The organism is Agrobacterium sp. ST15.13.013 (assembly GCF_027956525.1).
GTDB classification, from domain to species: Bacteria; Pseudomonadota; Alphaproteobacteria; order Rhizobiales; family Rhizobiaceae; genus Agrobacterium; species Agrobacterium salinitolerans.
The window spans coordinates 330651-344355 of sequence record NZ_JAQKGP010000002.1 but is presented as its reverse complement, the minus strand read 5'-3'; the positions used below and the strand labels follow the sequence as shown (position 1 = coordinate 344355).

At 60.6% G+C, this 13705-nt stretch carries 16 protein-coding genes; 8 read left to right on the top strand and 8 right to left on the bottom strand.

Going from position 1 to position 13705, the window contains the following annotated elements:
• Positions 1–44 precede the first annotated feature (44 nt).
• Together PL597_RS03470 and PL597_RS03465 are read right to left on the bottom strand one after the other, a co-directional pair.
• Positions 45–698: a TetR/AcrR family transcriptional regulator gene (locus tag PL597_RS03470; protein ID WP_077981733.1), complete on the bottom strand. Its 654-nt coding sequence runs from the start codon at positions 696–698 to the stop codon at positions 45–47.
• 403 nt (positions 699–1101) lie between these two features.
• Complete coding sequence (locus PL597_RS03465; RefSeq protein WP_271364602.1) at positions 1102–2010, bottom strand: AraC family transcriptional regulator; 909 nt, start codon at positions 2008–2010, stop codon at positions 1102–1104.
• 190 nt (positions 2011–2200) lie between these two features.
• On the opposite strand from PL597_RS03465, the gene PL597_RS03460 reads away from it, so the two are divergent.
• A complete protein-coding gene (locus tag PL597_RS03460; RefSeq protein WP_077981731.1) occupies positions 2201–3247 on the top strand; it encodes an NAD(P)-dependent alcohol dehydrogenase in 1047 nt (348 codons plus the stop codon).
• A 68-nt stretch (positions 3248–3315) separates the two neighbouring features.
• On the opposite strand, the gene PL597_RS03455 is transcribed toward PL597_RS03460, so the two are convergent.
• A complete protein-coding gene (locus PL597_RS03455) occupies positions 3316–4581 on the bottom strand; it encodes an NAD(P)/FAD-dependent oxidoreductase (RefSeq protein WP_271364601.1) in 1266 nt (421 codons plus the stop codon).
• Positions 4582–4653: 72 nt separating this feature from the next.
• Positions 4654–5409, bottom strand: coding sequence for a pyridoxine 5'-phosphate synthase (locus PL597_RS03450; protein ID WP_271364600.1), 756 nt, complete (start codon positions 5407–5409; stop codon positions 4654–4656).
• A 235-nt stretch (positions 5410–5644) separates the two neighbouring features.
• Between PL597_RS03450 and PL597_RS03445 the strand changes: the two genes are divergently transcribed.
• Positions 5645–6343, top strand: a complete 699-nt coding sequence (locus PL597_RS03445; RefSeq protein WP_077981729.1) for a MerR family transcriptional regulator — start codon at positions 5645–5647, stop codon at positions 6341–6343.
• Here the strand turns inward: PL597_RS03445 and PL597_RS03440 are convergent, their stop codons facing one another.
• Positions 6344–7471 carry an ATP-dependent DNA helicase gene (locus PL597_RS03440; protein WP_269826329.1) on the bottom strand — a complete coding sequence of 376 codons (1128 nt, stop codon included), beginning with the start codon at positions 7469–7471 and terminating at the stop codon, positions 6344–6346. It lies immediately after the preceding gene.
• 124 nt (positions 7472–7595) lie between these two features.
• Here PL597_RS03440 and PL597_RS03435 point away from each other — a divergent pair, with 124 nt between their 5' ends.
• Both PL597_RS03435 and PL597_RS03430 read left to right on the top strand, forming a co-directional pair.
• Positions 7596–8882 carry an SDR family oxidoreductase gene (locus PL597_RS03435; RefSeq protein WP_271364599.1) on the top strand — a complete coding sequence of 429 codons (1287 nt, stop codon included), beginning with the start codon at positions 7596–7598 and terminating at the stop codon, positions 8880–8882.
• Positions 8882–9364 carry a DUF2269 family protein gene (locus tag PL597_RS03430; RefSeq protein ID WP_137410657.1) on the top strand — a complete coding sequence of 161 codons (483 nt, stop codon included), beginning with the start codon at positions 8882–8884 and terminating at the stop codon, positions 9362–9364. Before PL597_RS03435 ends, PL597_RS03430 begins: the two co-directional genes overlap by 1 nt.
• A gap of 6 nt (positions 9365–9370) precedes the next feature.
• On the opposite strand, the gene PL597_RS03425 is transcribed toward PL597_RS03430, so the two are convergent.
• Both PL597_RS03425 and PL597_RS03420 read right to left on the bottom strand, forming a co-directional pair.
• A complete protein-coding gene (locus PL597_RS03425) occupies positions 9371–9853 on the bottom strand; it encodes an SRPBCC family protein (protein WP_271364598.1) in 483 nt (160 codons plus the stop codon).
• Positions 9850–10209 (bottom strand): ArsR/SmtB family transcription factor, encoded by a 360-nt coding sequence (locus PL597_RS03420; protein ID WP_269823620.1) that lies wholly within the window; start codon positions 10207–10209, stop codon positions 9850–9852. The genes PL597_RS03425 and PL597_RS03420 overlap by 4 nt, the downstream gene beginning before the upstream one ends.
• A 148-nt stretch (positions 10210–10357) precedes the next feature.
• Here PL597_RS03420 and PL597_RS03415 point away from each other — a divergent pair, with 148 nt between their 5' ends.
• From PL597_RS03415 to PL597_RS03405, 3 genes are read left to right on the top strand one after another with little or no spacing between them, the layout of a single operon-like run.
• Entirely contained in the window at positions 10358–10732 is a 375-nt protein-coding gene (locus tag PL597_RS03415) for a COG4315 family predicted lipoprotein (protein ID WP_170985530.1), read from the top strand.
• Positions 10716–11273: an RNA polymerase sigma factor gene (locus PL597_RS03410; protein WP_162520297.1), complete on the top strand. Its 558-nt coding sequence runs from the start codon at positions 10716–10718 to the stop codon at positions 11271–11273. The genes PL597_RS03415 and PL597_RS03410 overlap by 17 nt, the downstream gene beginning before the upstream one ends.
• A complete protein-coding gene (locus PL597_RS03405; protein ID WP_271364597.1) occupies positions 11270–12058 on the top strand; it encodes an anti-sigma factor family protein in 789 nt (262 codons plus the stop codon). Before PL597_RS03410 ends, PL597_RS03405 begins: the two co-directional genes overlap by 4 nt.
• A 6-nt stretch (positions 12059–12064) precedes the next feature.
• On the opposite strand, the gene PL597_RS03400 is transcribed toward PL597_RS03405, so the two are convergent.
• On the bottom strand, positions 12065–12658 hold the full coding sequence (locus PL597_RS03400) for a LysE family translocator (protein WP_271364596.1): 594 nt from the start codon (positions 12656–12658) through the stop codon (positions 12065–12067).
• 163 nt (positions 12659–12821) lie between these two features.
• On the opposite strand from PL597_RS03400, the gene PL597_RS03395 reads away from it, so the two are divergent.
• Positions 12822–13667: an aldo/keto reductase gene (locus PL597_RS03395; RefSeq protein ID WP_271364595.1), complete on the top strand. Its 846-nt coding sequence runs from the start codon at positions 12822–12824 to the stop codon at positions 13665–13667.
• Positions 13668–13705: the final 38 nt, after the last annotated feature.

Genomic DNA, 13705 nt, shown 5'->3' with positions numbered 1-13705 from the left:
ATGGTCCTTCCCTAATGCTTGTCTCTATTGTCTGAACCGGAACCTCAGGCGAGTTTGCCGCTGAGTTCCGAATGTACCTTTTCCGTCCCGTAAAGCGTCAGAAAGGCGACGACCGCCTTTTTTGCCCGGGCGGAAAAATCCTTGTCCGGCGCCTCGCCCAGAAGCATGCGCACATGCAGATCCGAGACGATGAGGCCGTAAAAACTGCGATATGCCTCCTCGGCATCATCAAAACGCAGATAGCCGGAACGGCGACCCGCTTCGATCAGTCCACGCGCCCGCCGGTCGATCTGGCGACGGCCGCGTTCGAGCAGCAGATCGCCGAGCTTGGAGCCGTCACGGCTCGCCTGGCCAACGGCGAGGCGGTTCAGCGCCAGCGACACGTCGCCCGCCAGAACGTCGAGCAGATCATGCGCGAATACCTCGAGGTGATCGGCAAGCTGCGGCGCGGAGACGCGGTCGCCCGCCTTCTCGAAGGTACGAACCTTGCTCTGCTGGAAGGTGATCATCGCTGCCAGCAGGCCATCGCGATCGCCGAACCACTTGTAGAGGCTTTCCTTGGAACAGTTGGCCGCACGCGCCAGCCCGGATGTGGTGAGCGCTTTCTCGCCGCCCTCGACCAATAGACGCAATGCCTGGTCCAGAACGGCGTTCTGGCGCGGCGAAAATTCCTGCGCTGTGATCGGGTCGGAAGCCAAGTCTTTTCATCTCCGGAGGCTAGATTGATGTACCGTACGGTACGGTTCGAGCGCCATTTAAGCGGAGGCAGCGTTGGGGTCAAGCGGATTCTTCAGGGGAGGACGAGAATTGACGCGATGCGGCGGAGTGTGAAAGGGAGCTTGCGGGGAACTTCAGGGGGTTATACGTTGGCTAGCAGATAGACGGCGCGTGGAGCTTTACCCCCCTCTGCCCTGCCGGGCATCTCCCCCTCAAGGGGGGAGATCGGCAAGGGTCCCTTTTGTCGCTTCATTCCCAAGCTTCGAGATGGGCGAGACCTTGCCGCAGATCGATCTCCCCCCTTGAGGGGGAGATGCCCGGCAGGGCAGAGGGGGGGTAACGCCGCGCGCCGTAGGCAATGGAAAACCTTCCCAAAGAACCAATCTACCCGGCCGCGCTGATCTCCCGCGATGCATCAATATCCCGCGACGGCGACAATCCGTAGAAACGGCTATATTCACGACTGAACTGCGAAGGGCTCTGGTAGCCGACGCGATGGCCGGCGGTGCCGGCATCCAGCCGCTCCAGCAGCATCAGCCGCCGCGCCTCATGCAGGCGAAGCTGCTTCTGATACTGAACCGGCGTCATGGCCGTGATCGTCTTGAAGTGATGGTGGAAGGACGAGACGCTCATGCCGACCTGTTCGGCCAGTTCTTCGATCCGTAACTGGCGCGCGAAATTTTCGCGCAGCCAGGCGATGGCGCGGGCGATGCGATTGCCATGGCTGCCGGACGCGATGATGTTCATCAGCTGCCCGCCGGCCGGTCCGGTCAGGATGCGATAAAGTATCTCCTGTTCGATCAGCGGCGCCATGGCGGCGATGTCGGCCGGACGATCAAGCAAACGCAGGAGCCGTATGGCGGCATCGAGAAGCTCCGGTGTTGCCCTGTTGACGACGATGCCGCGCTGCGCATTCGTCGGCTCCACCGCAGGATCGATCGGTACACGCCGCATGAGATCGACCAGCTTCTCACTATCGACGGCAAGCGAGATGCAGAAATGCGGCACTTCCCTGCTCGCCTCCACCACCCGCCATGCAACGGGCAGATCAAGCGAGGTCAGAAGATAATCCCCCGCGCCGTAGTTGATGGTGTCCGTTCCGAGTTGAACGCTTTTCGACCCCTGGATCACCATGGCGAGACAGGGACGATAGCTGCCGTGGCAGGGAGCGCTCGGCGTCGTGCGACGGCTGATGCCCAGCGATTCTATCGCCGTGCGCACCTCGCCGTCCTCCGTGACGTGCCGCGCGGCGATGGAGGCGATCTCCCGATAGACATTGAACGGCAAGGACATGGGAAAATCCCTTAACTGAAGGAAGAGATATATTGGATGTTGCTTATCTAGAAAGCCACCCGACATCCGCAAAGAGCACACGGGGCATTTTTTGCAGGATCGTGCAAAAAGCTCGGAGGATCGCTCTAACGCCGCCTCACGCTTCCATCGCATATTCCGCCGTCCCCAACCCCTCGATAAGGATATTCAGATGGCCATTGCTAGAGGTTATGCTGCGACCGATGCGTCGAAGCCGCTTACCCCGTTCACCTTCGAACGCCGCGAGCCAAACGATGACGACGTCGTCATCGATATCAAATATGCCGGCATCTGCCACTCGGACATCCACACCGTCCGCAACGAATGGAAGAACGCCGTCTATCCGATCGTTCCCGGCCACGAAATCGCCGGCGTCGTCCGCGCCGTCGGTTCCAAGGTCACGAAGTTCAAGGTCGGCGACCATGTCGGCGTCGGATGTTTCGTCGATTCCTGCGTCGGCTGCGCCACGCGCGATCTCGACAACGAGCAATATATGCCCGGTCTCGTCGGAACCTATAACTCCGTCGATAGAGACGGCAAGACCGCGACCCAGGGCGGCTATTCCGACCATATCGTCGTCCGGGAAGACTACGTACTTTCCATCCCGGAAAACCTTCCGCTGGATGCCTCTGCGCCGCTTCTCTGCGCCGGCATCACGCTCTATTCGCCGCTGCATCACTGGAATGCCGGCCCCGGCAAAAAGGTCGCCATCGTCGGCATGGGTGGTCTTGGCCATATGGGCGTGAAGATCGGTTCGGCTATGGGCGCGGATATCACCGTTCTCTCCCAGTCCCTGTCGAAGAAGGAAGACGGTCTGAAGCTCGGCGCGAAGGAATATTACGCCACCAGCGATGCCTCGACCTTCGAGAAGCTCGCCGGCACCTTCGACCTGATTCTCTGCACCGTTTCCGCCGAAATCGACTGGAACGCCTACCTCAACCTGCTGAAGGTCAACGGCACGATGGTTCTGCTCGGCGTGCCGGAACATGCGATCCCGGTCCACGCATTCTCGGTCATTCCCGGCCGTCGTTCGCTCGCCGGCTCGATGATCGGCTCGATCAAGGAAACCCAGGAAATGCTGGATTTCTGCGGCAAGCACAACATCGTCTCCGAGATCGAAAAGATCGACATCAAGGACGTCAATGAAGCCTATGAACGCGTGCTGAAGAGCGACGTGCGTTACCGCTTCGTCATCGATATGGCCTCGCTCGACGCGTGATGCGCCTAGAGACGACCAAATAAACAATGGCGGGAAGTCATGCTTCCCGCCCTTGTTGTTTTTAGGCGTCAGGCCTCGTCCTTCAGCGTCTCTTTCTGGGTAATCAGCCGCGCACTGTGTTGGCCGCTCAGGTAAATCCACAGCCAGCTCCAGGCCACGGCCAGCCGCGAGCGCGTTCCGATCAGGAAGTAGATGTGGGCAAGCCCCCATATCCACCAGGCCAGCACGCCCTTCAGCTTGAACCGGCCAAAATCGATCACCGCCGCGCGTTTGCCGATGGTGGCGAGATTACCCTGATGGCTGTAGCGGAAGGGCGATGGCGACGGCTTGCCCTCCAGCCGCGCCTCGATGACCTTTGCCACATAGGCGCCCTGCTGCTTTGCCGCGGGCGCGATGCCCGGCACCGGCTTGCCGTTTTCCTGATTGACGGCGGCGGTATCGCCGATGACGAAGATATCGGCATCGTCTTCGAGATGAAGCTGCGGCCCGACCATGACACGCCCTGCCCTGTCGCCGGCGGCATTCAGCCACTTGGCGGCCGGAGATGCCTGCACACCGGCGGCCCAGACGACGGTGCGGCACGGATAATAGGTCTCGCCCACCGTCACGCCCTCATCCGTGCAGGCCGTCACCGGCGTGCCGAGCAGAACCTCGACGCCGAGCTTCTCAAGCGCTTGCCTCGCATAGGTCGAAAGATCCTCCGTAAAGACCGGCAGAACGCGCGGTCCCGCCTCCACAAGCAGAACACGGGCCTTTGTCGTATCGACATTGCGGAATTCCGCCGGCAGCGCCCTGTGGGCGAGTTCGGCGATCATGCCCGCCATTTCCACGCCGGTCGGGCCGGCCCCGATGATGACGAAGGTCAGAAGCGCCTGCCGCTCCTCTTCACTGGTGGCAAGTTCGGCCCTTTCGAAGGCCAGAAGCAGTCGGCGGCGGATCGTGGTTGCGTCTTCCAGCGTCTTGAGGCCGGGGGCCGAACGTTCCCACTCGTCACGGCCGAAATAGGCGTGACGTGCGCCGGTGGCCAACACCAGCGTATCGAAGCCGATTACCTGGCCGGAATTCAATTGCACGGTCCGCGCCGCCCGGTCCACGCCGGTCACCTCCGCAAGCAGGGTCGTCACCTCCTTGCGGTCGCGGTAAAGATGGCGGATCGGCCAGGCGATTTCCGATGTCGCCAGCGCCGTCGTCGCAACCTGATACAGCAGGGGCTGGAACAGGTGGTGATTGCGACGGTCGATCAATGTGATGCGGACAGGGAGCCCCTCCAGCCCGTGCACCAGTTGTAAACCGCCGAAGCCTCCACCCACGACGACAACATGATGTTCTTGCATATGTCTCTGCCTTCCAAAATCTGCGCACGGAGCATGCGCAAGGCAAAGCATAGGCGAAAAAATTGACTTTGGTTATGAATTAGGCTGACCGCAGGCCTGACAAAAACGCCGGACAGTTTCAGCCATGCCATATTCCATGGCATCTGCCGTCAGCCCGTGGCCGATGGAAACCTCGGCGAGATAAGGGATACGTTCCATCAGCTTGGGCAGGTTTGCCACGGTGAGGTCATGGCCGGCATTGACAGCAAGTCCGAGCGCTCTGGCATGATCCGCCGTCTGCCCGAGTTTTTCAAGAAGCGCATCGCCCTTTTGCGGATCGTCAAAGCAGCCGCCATATGGGCCGGTGTAAAGTTCGATACGCGCCGCCCCCGTCTCGGCCGCCAGTTCCACCGGCTCGCGCTCACCATCGCCATCGGCAAAAAGCGAGACGCGCATGCCGCCGGACTTCAGGCGTCCCACCACGTCTTTCAGGAAAACGCCGTGCTTGCGGAAATCCCAGCCGTGGTCGGACGTCGCCTGCGACGGGTCGTCAGGCACAAGCGTCACCTGTTCCGGCTGGGTTTCCTCGCAAAGAACGAGAAAATCCTCGTTGGGATACCCTTCGATGTTGAATTCGGCGCCGGGGAAGCGATCATCGATCAGCGCCCGCAGCACCGGCAGGTCCGAAAAGCGGATATGGCGCTGGTCGGGCCGCGGGTGTACAGTCAGCCCGCTTGCCCCCGCCGAGAGCGCAATCTGCCCGAAATGCGCGACGTCAGGCCAGGGAAGATCGCGGCGGTTGCGTAACATCGCAATTGCATTCAGATTAACAGAAAGTTTTGCGGGCATGGCATCGAGGCTCCGGTTCGGAATTGACATCCTGTTTCACGCAGGTTGAGGCCGATCGCAAGGAGGCCGGCAAAATTTTTATTACTGCGGGAACGAAAACAGACAATACACGTTACGGTTCTGATGTAGCGTTTGGCATGAGGTTTTGATCGAAAAACATGCCCGTCTTGGGGGAACAAGTAACGGGCACCTTAAAAAGGCAGGCACGCTGTCAAAGAGCGCGAAGGGGGAGACAATGCAGGATGGCCGGATGCCGTTCGAAAGTCACGGCGACGAGGACAAACCCAATCTAAGGATCAGCAGCTTTCTACCGGATATAAGCCTGCCCTCCTCCCTGCCCGCAGAACCCGTGCCCATCGCCGACATGGCCAACATCTTCGGGGTGACCCACCGAACGCTGCATTTTTACGAAGAAAAGGCGCTGCTGACCTCGAAGCGCATCGGCCAGATGCGGGTCTATACCCACCGCAACGTCCAGCGCATGGCCGTCATTAACGTCTGTCGCGAAGTGGGCATATCCGTCGCAGCGATTACCGAAATCATGGAAAAACTCGTCCGTTCGCTCTCGCAGGAAGAGGCCGACGACATATTTCACGCCGCGTTGCGGCAGCGGAAGAGGGAATTGACCGCCGAGCTTTCCACCCTTCAGCGCCAGGCCCAGCAGATCGAGGAACTGCTGGTCGCCGACACGGACGCGGACGGCATGGACGGCGCGGAACGGGCGCCGGCAAAGGACATCGCACTCACCGACACCGAACGAAAATGCCTGGAACTGATGGCGGAGGGCTACGCCCCGGTGAGGCTCGCCCGCGCTCTTGGTCTTTCGGGCAGCGATCTCCATGTTCTCGAGGCGACGATCATCGGCAAGTTCAATGCCAGCAACCGCTTTCAGGCGGTCGCCAAGGCGGTTCTGCTCGGCGTCATCCGCGCCTGATCAACGAACAATCGTCAGGGTCTCCGCCGCGCGCGTGATGGCGGTATAGAGCCACCTTTCGCGCGAGTCCCGGAACGCATAGCTCTCGTCGAAGAGAACCACATTGTTCCACTGCGAACCCTGCGCCTTGTGCACGGTCAGCGCATAGCCGAAATCGAATTCATCATAACGCTTGCGCGTGGACCACGGAATTTCCGTCTCCACATCCTCGAAGGCCGCCTTCAGCAATTTGATCTTGGCAGCACCACGATCCATATCGTCGTCTTCGGGCCGGATCATCAGGTTGATGCCGGGTTTCACCGTCTCGCGCGAAGAGCTCATTACCTGCCATAGCGAGCCGTTGAGCAGCCCCTTGGCGGGATCGTTCCGGAGGCAGACCAGCTTGTCGCCGGATTGCGGATAATCGGCGGTAAAGCCCTTCAGCTCGCGAAGCCGCTGATTGTAGCGACGGCGGGTGCGGTTGGTTCCAACCAGCACCTGATCGGCATCGAGCACCAGCGACTGCGTCACCTCTGACTTGGAGATCACCTGCGCGGAACCATAGTCACCGCGCATGATCTCCCGGCCTTCCCGCACATCCATGGCAAGATGGATGATGGGATTGTCCTTGGCCTGGCGGTGGATTTCCGACAGCAGATAATCCGGCTCCTGTTCGGTAAAGAAGCCGCCGCCCGAAACCGGCGGCAACTGGCCGGGATCGCCGAGCACGAGGATCGGGGTGCCGAAACTCATCAGATCCCTGCCGAGCTGCTCGTCCACCATCGAACATTCGTCGATGATGATCAGCGCCGCCTTGGCGAGCGGGCTCTGGCGGTTGATGGAAAACATCGGTGCAACGGAAGTCTTCCCGGTTTCCTCGTCTTCGACAGTTTCTTCGCCGCGCGGGCGGTAGATCAGCGAATGGATGGTGCGGGCGTTGGTGGCGCCACGCGAACGCAGCACCTGCGCGGCTTTGCCAGTGAAGGCCGCAAACAGCACCTCGCCATCGACATTTTCCGCAAAATGCTTGGCAAGCGTCGTCTTGCCCGTCCCGGCATAACCGAACAGCCGGAAAACCGGCGTCCGGCCTTCCTTCAGCCAGCGGGAAACAGCCTTGAGCGCTTCGTCCTGTTGCGGTGAAAATAACATGCGCCCTCATCGCAGGATTCGAGCCTGATGCGCAACAGAAAAAGAACGAAAGATGAATCGCCGTGTGAGAATGCGGCAATAAAACACGACTGGTTTTTAAACCGCGACGGCTATCATGCCGCGCATGAAGATATTGATTCTCGGTGCAACAGGTTTCATCGGTTCGGAGGTCGTGCGTAGTCTCTACGGCAGAGGCCACGCCGTCACCGGGCTAGCCCGTTCCGTTACACGCGCCACAGACAAATGGCCTTTCGCGACCTGGGTTTCTGCCGATCTCGCCCACATGACGCGGGCATCGAACTGGAACGCGCTGGTCGGGGATCACGACGCCATCGTCAATTGCGCCGGCGCGCTTCAGGACGGCCTATCGGACGATCTGGCGGCAACCCAGGAAAAAGCCATGCTGGCGCTTTACGAGGCGGCGGCGCAGGCGGGCGGCAGGCTGCTGGTCCAGATATCGGCCCGCACGGCTGGCGCCGCGGCCGACCTGCCATTCCTCGCTACCAAACGCCACGCCGATGAGGCGCTCATCGCAAGCGGCTTACCCCACGTCATTCTGCGCCCCGCCCTTGTTGTCGGTCGTAATGCCCATGGCGGTACGGCGCTGGTGCGCGCGCTTGCCGGCTTTCCGCTCGTGCTGCCGCTCGTCAATGGTGCGATGCCGGTTCGAACGGTCGCGGTCGATGATGTGGCGGCAGTAGTTTGCGCGGCCATCGATGGTGAAATCCCGCCAGGCAGCGATCTCGAACTCGCCGCGGAGGAAACGCTGACATTGCAGGACGTGGTCACCACGCATCGGCAATGGCTCGGCCTGCCTCCCGCCCCTGTCGTGAATCTTCCGGCAGCCCTCACACGACCTGTCAGCCTGTTGGCGGATGCCGCAAGTGCCTTCGGCTGGCGCTCGCCGCTGCGTTCAACCGCCATGACGGTCATGTCGGAAGGCATCGTCGCGGAGAGTGAGGCGCAACCGACGATGACATCGCTCAAGACACTGAAGCAGACGCTGACCGCTCACCCTTCCGGTGTGCAGGACCTGTGGTTTGCCAGATCCTATCTCCTGAAACCACTGGTCATCATCTGCCTGTCGTTATTCTGGCTGTTATCCGGCCTCGTGCCGTTGCTGAACATCAATGGAGCAGCGGCGCATTTTCTGCCCTTCATGCCGCAGGTGCCGGCAATCGCCCTTACACTCGCCACCTGCCTCATCGATATCGCCCTCGGCGTCACCGTCCTGTGGCGGCCGCTAGCCAGAAAGGCGCTCGTCGACATGCTGCTGGTCAGCGCCGCCTATCTGACAGGCGGCAGCCTGCTTGAGCCGGGCCTGTGGCTCGATCCGCTCGGTCCCCTCGTCAAGGTCCTGCCTTCCATCGCCCTGACACTCGTTGCCCTCGCCACGCTGGATGAACGCTGATGACGCTTGAGGAACTGCTGCGGCTTGCCCATGTCATCGGCGCAACGGTGCTGTTCGGCACCGGTGCAGGCATCGCCTTTTTTATGGTCATGGCACGGCGGACAGCCAGCCCGGTGCTGATCGCCCATGTCTCAGGCACCGTCGTCATTGCCGATACGATCTTCACCGCCACCGCCGCGATCATCCAGCCGGTGACCGGCTATTTTCTCGCCCGCGTCATCGGCTGGCCGCTCACCGAAGGCTGGATCGCCCTTTCGCTTGGCCTCTACGTCTTCACCGGTATTTTCTGGTTGCCGGTGGTATGGATCCAGATCAGGCTGCGCAATATCGCCCGAGACTGCGCCGCAACGGGACAGGCCCTGCCGGCGCAATGGTTCCGCCTCTACCGCATCTGGTTCGCCTGCGGTTTCCCCGCCTTCTTCGCCGTTCTCGGTATCATCTGGCTGATGCTCACCAAGCCGGATATTCCCCTGTTCGGTTGATGCGGCTCAATGCGCGGCCTGCTTCTCGACAAGCTGCGCCAGTTGCTCCGCAACCGTGTTCCAGCCATCGAAGAACCCCATCTGCGCATGCCTGTCGCGGTCGGCAAGATTGTTGTGCATGGCATAGGCCACATATTCCATGCCATCAGGATGATCGCGAAATGTCATCACGGCGGTGAGGAACGGCTGGGCGGAGGGGCGAAAACCTGCGGTCAACGCATCGGTGAAGATGAGACGCTGCTCATGATCCACCGCCAGAAAACAGCCGCTGACATGCTGGCCAAATTCCTTGCCGTCTTCGCTGTAGCGCGTCTCGAAAGGGCCGCCGGGATGAAGCTCCATACGGTCGACACGGCACTGACCGGGATGCGGCACCCACCATTGTTCGAGGCTGGTTTTGTCCGTCCAGGCATTCCAGACGAGCCGGCGCGGCGCCCTGATGATGCGTGAAATCTTCAGGTCAAGACCGGGATTGAAAGTCTCGGTCATTGCTCATTCTCCCCTTTGCTGGACATCCTGTCCTGTTGCGCCATGACGAATTGTTCGAGCCGGTCGGTGCGGCCTTCCCAGATGGCGCGTTGTTGCGACAACCAGCCATCGAGCATGGAAAACCTCTGTTTCTCCAGCGAGCAGAACCGGACACGCCCCTGCTTGCGCGTCACGATCAGCCCCGCCTCTTCCAGCTGGCGGATATGTTTCATGAAGGACGGCAGGGCCATGTCGAAGGGCTCGGCCAGCGTTCCGACGCTCGCCTCCCCGCCGCCCAGCCTCAGGATCACTGCTCTGCGGGTCGGATCGGCAAGAGATTGGAAGATGTCGTCGAGCGCGCCTGAATAGTTTTCCATAAGGCTAACTATCATATCAAAATAGTTAGCTCAATGGATAAGTTTAAAAATCGCAAAAATTCGTTGCCGCAGGGAATAATCAGTGGGGCTGCGGTGTCTCTTGATGTGCTGGCGGCTTGAGCCCGCCCGAACCAAGGAGGATATACCCATGAAGATCCGCTTTATCGTTCCCGCCCTCGTTCTGGCTTTTGCCGGAACGGCCTATGCCGCCCCTATGGTCGAAACCGTCAAGACCGCCAAGGGCGATGTGCTGGCGGGCGAAAAAGGCATGACGCTCTACACTTTCAAGAACGACAAGAAGGGCGTATCCAATTGTTACGACAAATGCGCCACGAACTGGCCGCCATTTTTCGCAGCCGCCAGCGACAAGGCCGAGGGCGCCTATTCCCTCGTGAAGCGCAAGGACGGCAAAATGCAATGGGCGAAGGATGGCATGCCGCTTTATTACTGGGTCAAGGACATGAAAAAAGGCGACGCCACCGGCGACGGTGTGAACGGTGTATGGGATGCCGCAAAACCCTGACGGCATGAAGGACGAAAAGCGGGGGAGTAATTCCCCCGCAGCGGGCAGCTTCGAAACGGAGATGCTGGCGCTGATACCCATGCTGCGCCGTTATTCCCGCAGCCTTTCCCGTTCCGACGCCGATGGCGAGGACCTCTTGCAGGACTGCGTGGAAAAGGCGCTGGCCAATAAAAGGCAATGGCGTGGAACGGCTTTGAAAACATGGGCTTACACGATAATGACGAATCTTTATCGCAACCGCCACCGCGCAGAGAAACGCCACCCGTCCGAAAGCCTGGACGGCCATGAGAGCATCGCTGGCGCGGAGACGTTCTCCGACACGCTGGAGAACGACCGGCTGCACAGCGCACTCGCCCTTCTTTCGCCGGACATGCGCGCCGTGCTGATGCTGGTGACGGTGGAGGGCTACAGCTATCAGGAGGCGGCAGAGACATTGTCGATCCCGCTCGGCACCGTCATGTCCAGACTGTCCCGCGCCCGCGAAACCCTTCGCCAGCATCTGGCGGCGGATAATATCATACCCCTGCGGAGACCACGATGAAACGGCCGGACGCCATAACCGAAGACGATCTGCACGCCTATGTCGACGGACTTCTTTCCGACGACGATCGCGCGGCTGTCGAGGCCTGGCTGGCTGAAAGACCGGAGGAGCAGGCCCGCGTGGAGGCATGGAAAAAACAGGCCGACATTTTGCGCAATGCCTTCGCCTCCTATGCCGCCGCACATCCGCATGACGCCTCGATGCTCGGCCCGCAAAAGCGGGATCGCACATGGCAGCCGAAACCGGCCCTCCTGCGGACGGCAGCGGCCCTGCTGATCTTCGCTGCGGGCGCTGCAGCCGGCAGGCTGCTGCCCTCCTCGTTTTCGACGCCGCAGGACGTGACCCTGGCATCGCTGACGACGGATATTCCGGCACAGGCGAAATCCGCCTATCTCATCTACGCGAGCGAGGTGCGTCACCCCGTCGAGGTCGGCGCGGGAGAACAGCAACATCTCGCCACATGGCTCGGCAAGCGGCTCGGTTATCCCTTTGCCATCCCCGACCTGTCGAAGATCGGATACGACCTCGTCGGCGGGCGTCTCATCCCCGTCAGCGGCAAGCCGGGCGCGATGCTTATGTATCAGGACAAGACCGGCCGCCGGGTGACCGTGCTGATCGGCCACAACGAGGAAAACCGCACCACCAGCTTCCGCATGGCCAGCGCCGATGGCGTCGAAACCTTCTACTGGATCGACAATGAGCTGGGTTATGCCGTTTCCGCCGAACTGACGCGCGACGAGGTGCAGGCAATCGCCGAGGAATGTTACCGGCAGTTTCCGACGTGACGGTTGTCACTTCAGCATTGGCCAGAGGCTGATGACGAGCAGAATAGCCATGGTGATGTTGAACCATTTAAGCCGAACCGGAACCGACAGCCAGTCGCGCAGCACAGAGCCGAAACCGGCCCAGGTGGAAACACTGGGAAGATTGACGGCCGCAAAGGCAAGACCGACGATCAGGACCGTGAGGAAATATTGGGCCTCGTCCGTATAGGTCGCCATCGCCGTCACCGCCATTACCCAGGCTTTAGGGTTGACCCATTGAAAGACGGCAGCGGCAAGGAAACTCATCGGCTCGGAAGCGGCCGAACCTTCGTTGAGGCTGCGCGACATCGCGATTTTCCACGCAATCCAGACGAGATAGAGCCCGCCCGCGAATTTCAGCCCGGCGTAAAGCACTGGCACCGAATGCAGCAACGCGCCGAGACCGAAGCCGACCCCGATCAGCAGCGACAGAAACCCGGCGCCAATGCCCAGCATATGCGGGATGGTGCGGCGGAAACCGAAATTCACGCCTGACGCAAACAGCATCATATTGTTCGGGCCGGGCGTGATGGAGGTGGTGAAGGCAAACAGCACCAGCGCGATGAAAGTTTCGACAGTCATGACCTCTCCTTGAGCCAAATCCTATCTGCCAGGCCATCGTCAGGCCACCCCGCCGGATCGATGGACGAAGTCAAATTTTTTGATGGATCGATCATGTTGGCCATGGGTTTGAGAAGTCGACACAAGGGACTATTGTCCAATCGACAACCGCTGGAGCAAAACCATGCATGAAGATATTCCTGCCGTCACCCTGCCCTCCGGAAAAGAGGTTCCAGCCCTCGGCCTCGGCACCTGGAACATGGGCGAGACGAGGTCATCGGCAGACGACGAGGTTAAAAGCATCCGCAAGGCGATCGATCTCGGCATGACGCTGATCGACACCGCGGAAATGTATGCGGACGGCCGGTCGGAAGAAGTGGTCGGGACGGCAATCGCCGGCCGCCGCGACGAGGTCTTTCTCGTCACCAAGATCTATCCGTGGAATGCCAGCGCCAGAGGCACTGCGGAAGCCTGCGAGCGCAGCCTCACAAGGCTCGGCACCGATCACATCGACCTCTACCTGCTGCACTGGCGTGGCGAGCATCCGCTTGGCGAAACCGTGGCAGCGTTCGAAAGGCTGAAGAGCGACGGCAAGATCGGCAATTGGGGGGTTTCCAATTTCGACACCGACGATATGGAAGAGCTTTTCGCGGTTCCCGAGGGCAAAAACTGCGCCGCCAATCAGGTGCTCTACAACCTCTCCCGGCGCGGGCCGGAATTTTCCCTTCTGCCCTGGTGCCAGCAGCACGGCGTGCCGCTAATGGCCTATTCCCCCATCGAGCAGGGTCGTATCCTGAAGAACCACGAACTCATCCGCATCGCCAAGGCCTATCAGGCGACGCCTGCGCAATTGGCTCTGGCCTTTCTTTTGGACAGGGACGGTGTCATCGCCATTCCCAAATCCGCCAGCGTGTCCCGTATCACGGAAAATCGCGGCGCCACCGATCTTGAAATAACCGAGGAAGACTGGACCGCCCTCGACGCCGCCTTCCCGCCGCCGACGCGCAAGACGGCGCTGGAAATGCTGTGACGCAACAGGGCGTTAGCAGGCATTTCGGAATCAGGCTC

Excerpts from the sequence above, each read along its gene's own strand:
- PL597_RS03395 (WP_271364595.1), top strand. The coding sequence starts at position 12,822 with ATGCATGAAGATATTCCTGCCGTCACCCTGCCCTCCGGAAAAGAGGTT.
- PL597_RS03420 (WP_269823620.1), bottom strand. The coding sequence starts at position 10,209 with ATGGAAAACTATTCAGGCGCGCTCGACGACATCTTCCAATCTCTTGCC.
- PL597_RS03425 (WP_271364598.1), bottom strand. The coding sequence starts at position 9,853 with ATGACCGAGACTTTCAATCCCGGTCTTGACCTGAAGATTTCACGCATC.
- PL597_RS03405 (WP_271364597.1), top strand. The coding sequence starts at position 11,270 with ATGAAACGGCCGGACGCCATAACCGAAGACGATCTGCACGCCTATGTC.
- PL597_RS03430 (WP_137410657.1), top strand. The coding sequence starts at position 8,882 with ATGACGCTTGAGGAACTGCTGCGGCTTGCCCATGTCATCGGCGCAACG.
- PL597_RS03435 (WP_271364599.1), top strand. The coding sequence starts at position 7,596 with ATGAAGATATTGATTCTCGGTGCAACAGGTTTCATCGGTTCGGAGGTC.
- PL597_RS03445 (WP_077981729.1), top strand. The coding sequence starts at position 5,645 with ATGCAGGATGGCCGGATGCCGTTCGAAAGTCACGGCGACGAGGACAAA.
- PL597_RS03460 (WP_077981731.1), top strand. The coding sequence starts at position 2,201 with ATGGCCATTGCTAGAGGTTATGCTGCGACCGATGCGTCGAAGCCGCTT.
- PL597_RS03410 (WP_162520297.1), top strand. The coding sequence starts at position 10,716 with ATGCCGCAAAACCCTGACGGCATGAAGGACGAAAAGCGGGGGAGTAAT.
- PL597_RS03465 (WP_271364602.1), bottom strand. The coding sequence starts at position 2,010 with ATGTCCTTGCCGTTCAATGTCTATCGGGAGATCGCCTCCATCGCCGCG.
- PL597_RS03400 (WP_271364596.1), bottom strand. The coding sequence starts at position 12,658 with ATGACTGTCGAAACTTTCATCGCGCTGGTGCTGTTTGCCTTCACCACC.
- PL597_RS03415 (WP_170985530.1), top strand. The coding sequence starts at position 10,358 with ATGAAGATCCGCTTTATCGTTCCCGCCCTCGTTCTGGCTTTTGCCGGA.
- PL597_RS03455 (WP_271364601.1), bottom strand. The coding sequence starts at position 4,581 with ATGCAAGAACATCATGTTGTCGTCGTGGGTGGAGGCTTCGGCGGTTTA.
- PL597_RS03450 (WP_271364600.1), bottom strand. The coding sequence starts at position 5,409 with ATGCCCGCAAAACTTTCTGTTAATCTGAATGCAATTGCGATGTTACGC.
- PL597_RS03440 (WP_269826329.1), bottom strand. The coding sequence starts at position 7,471 with ATGTTATTTTCACCGCAACAGGACGAAGCGCTCAAGGCTGTTTCCCGC.